We start from the raw sequence: 2250 nt of genomic DNA on the forward strand, positions 1-2250 counted from the left end.
CAGTTCGGCGCCCAGCATCCGCTCCATCAGCTTGATCTTGAGGTCTTTCATCACCCCGGCGTCACCAAGCAGATCTTCAGGCCGCTCGCAGTCCTTCAGAAGTTCGTCCAGTATTTCTTTGGAAATTGTCATCCCAGCTTCCTTTTGCAGAAGCATGAACCAGATCACTCATACACAGAAGATCGGACACTCTCGATTCGCCCGCAATAGCCGAGATGTGCGGTCAGTTCGCCGCCCAGCATCCTCTCCAAGAGTTTTATCTTAGGTCTTTCAACAGCCCGGAATCGCCAAGCCGATAATCAGGCCCGATAGAAGCCGGTATCGCACCGCGCAACCTCATTTCTTACAGATCACGATATGACATGCCGCAGACGCTTCTTAACGCCGCAGCTTGAGAAACTTGATGCCATCTTTTGGTACAAAACACTTCAGTATTTGAACAGGTTCACTCTAGCTTTAAAACTAATCTAAAATCCTTACAGGGTAAAATTAATGAATTCGCTTATGTCGATCTCCGCTTTTGGCTTACTCTATCGCTTCTTAGACTTTACCAGAGGCAGAAATATCCGTAATTTTTATATAAATTCTCTGATGCTTGAGGTCCGGCGCGCAGACTACACTATCTTTTGCAAGCGAGCTGCATTGGAGCCGAGCGAAAATCATAAGTTAGATAGAGACCAGGCTGTTCAAGCCTTAAGTTTGGCCATCCGGAACTGCAGGTTCAACGAAGATGACCTCTTTCTGGCGCATCATTGGCTAACTCTTTTGGGTCATCGTCTTGCTGTCGAGCGCAATCTTTTAATTGGTGGTATCGATGCTTTGGGCCATGTGGCTGCCGATGTGCTCGATGTACCTTTGATAGAGACCAAGGCTTGGTCCGAAAAAATGCTAGTATACAAGTACACAATTACACCACTTCGCTATGAATGGGACTATCCGGGCTTAAGTTTTCGGTACGATCGCTGCAGCTTGATATCTGAGGCAACTTGAGAGCGAAGCGAATTGCTTTCCTCACATCTGTGTCGTGCAGCAATTTATCGTTGCCCATGAACGCCGATGGGACATTTTAGGTTACTTTGATAAGTGAGTTGCGGTCATCGGGCTGAATCGCCGCGTATACTGTGGTGATTGAACAGCCAAAGGAGATGCTATGGCCTGTTACGTTGGACTGGATGTATCCGTTGAAAACAATGCTACTTGCGTGATCAACGAAATTGGAACAGTCGAGTAGGAACTCTCTTCCACCAAGTTACCCGAAGATCTCGCCACTGCACTGAAACCGTTTGTCGGTCGGATCAAGGCGATTGATTTGGAAGCCGGTCGGATGTCTGAGTTCTTGATTCCAGGTCTGCAGGACCGTGGCCTGGCTACCATCCTGATGGAAACGCGGCCGGTTCACGAGGCGTTGTCGGAAATCCCGGTCATAACCGACAGGAAGGATGCCCCAAGTATTGCAGAACTGTTGCGCATGGGATTATTTCAGCCGGTGCACATGAAGACACCTGTGGCTCGTGACCTGAGGCTGTTGCTGTCGGCTCGTGATACATTCGGCCGACGGGTGATCCGGGATCTCGACAACTCTGTTCGTGGATTGCTTCGGGAATTTAGCCTCAGAATACCAACTGGTGATAATAACTGAACCGTCCCGGCTTACCGGAAAGAAAAACTCTCAAGGGATAAGCTCTATGACGAAGAAGAAGTCACATCCGCAATACACAGCCGAATTCCGCGCATGGCATTCGGCTTTTTAAATATCATCGCCCCGATTATGCGGGCCACCCCGCGATCACGCCGAAGCTTGGTAGTTCCCCGGATAGCCTCAGAGTCTGCCTGAGCCGCAGCGCCAAAAATCTCAAAAACCGCCATCCCTTGCCCGCTGCCGTCGAGTTGGTCCGAGTTCAGACCGGTCATCCGTTCGGAAGCGACGTTCACTGCCTTCATCCACTCCTCGTTTCCGGGATTGAGATCCGGGTGCAACTCGCGCACCGATTTTTGGTATCGATGGTGGATTTCATCAGGCGTACCCCGCGTCACCAGGATCAGATGAACGGCGCGATGGTATCCTGAACGACGGCGCTCAAGTCACGTTGCCGCAAGATCTGGTTGCGCCGTTTGTATCGGCGCTTGTCGTACTTGACGGTTGTCTTGTGCCGTTTTCGGTCTGGGGTGCATGCGCGTATCCCTTTATCTTTCAACGCTTCTCTGAGCCAGTCGGCATCATATCCGCGGTCCTCGAGCAGCGAGTCAACT

Annotated in this window: 3 protein-coding genes and 2 pseudogenes; 2 read left to right on the forward strand and 3 right to left on the reverse strand. The window is 50.7% G+C overall.

The window, feature by feature from the left end; translation table 11 throughout:
• Nucleotides 1-132 (reverse strand): annotated as a pseudogene (locus ACR0DT_RS24885) (IS256 family transposase); the annotation flags it as partial.
• A gap of 360 nt (nt 133-492) precedes the next feature.
• Between ACR0DT_RS24885 and ACR0DT_RS24890 the strand changes: the two are divergent.
• A complete protein-coding gene (locus tag ACR0DT_RS24890) occupies nt 493-990 on the forward strand; it encodes a hypothetical protein (protein WP_480713323.1) in 498 nt (165 codons plus the stop codon).
• Between the two features lie 334 nt (nt 991-1324).
• Nucleotides 1325-1639, forward strand: a complete 315-nt coding sequence (locus ACR0DT_RS24895; RefSeq protein ID WP_480713324.1) for a hypothetical protein — start codon at nt 1325-1327, stop codon at nt 1637-1639.
• Nucleotides 1640-1683: 44 nt separating this feature from the next.
• Here ACR0DT_RS24895 and ACR0DT_RS24900 read toward each other — a convergent pair whose 3' ends face one another.
• Entirely contained in the window at nt 1684-1941 is a 258-nt protein-coding gene (locus ACR0DT_RS24900) for a hypothetical protein (protein ID WP_480713325.1), read from the reverse strand.
• Between the two features lie 155 nt (nt 1942-2096).
• Nucleotides 2097-2250 (reverse strand): annotated as a pseudogene (locus ACR0DT_RS24905) (IS5/IS1182 family transposase); the annotation flags it as partial.

It is taken from the genome of Ruegeria sp. BI11 (genome assembly GCF_056538005.1).

What these genes read in the sequence shown, in the direction of transcription:
- ACR0DT_RS24890 (WP_480713323.1), top strand. Translation starts at nt 493, where the DNA reads ATGAATTCGCTTATGTCGATCTCCGCTTTTGGCTTACTCTATCGCTTC.
- ACR0DT_RS24900 (WP_480713325.1), bottom strand. Translation starts at nt 1,941, where the DNA reads ATGAAGGCAGTGAACGTCGCTTCCGAACGGATGACCGGTCTGAACTCG.
- ACR0DT_RS24895 (WP_480713324.1), top strand. Translation starts at nt 1,325, where the DNA reads ATGTCTGAGTTCTTGATTCCAGGTCTGCAGGACCGTGGCCTGGCTACC.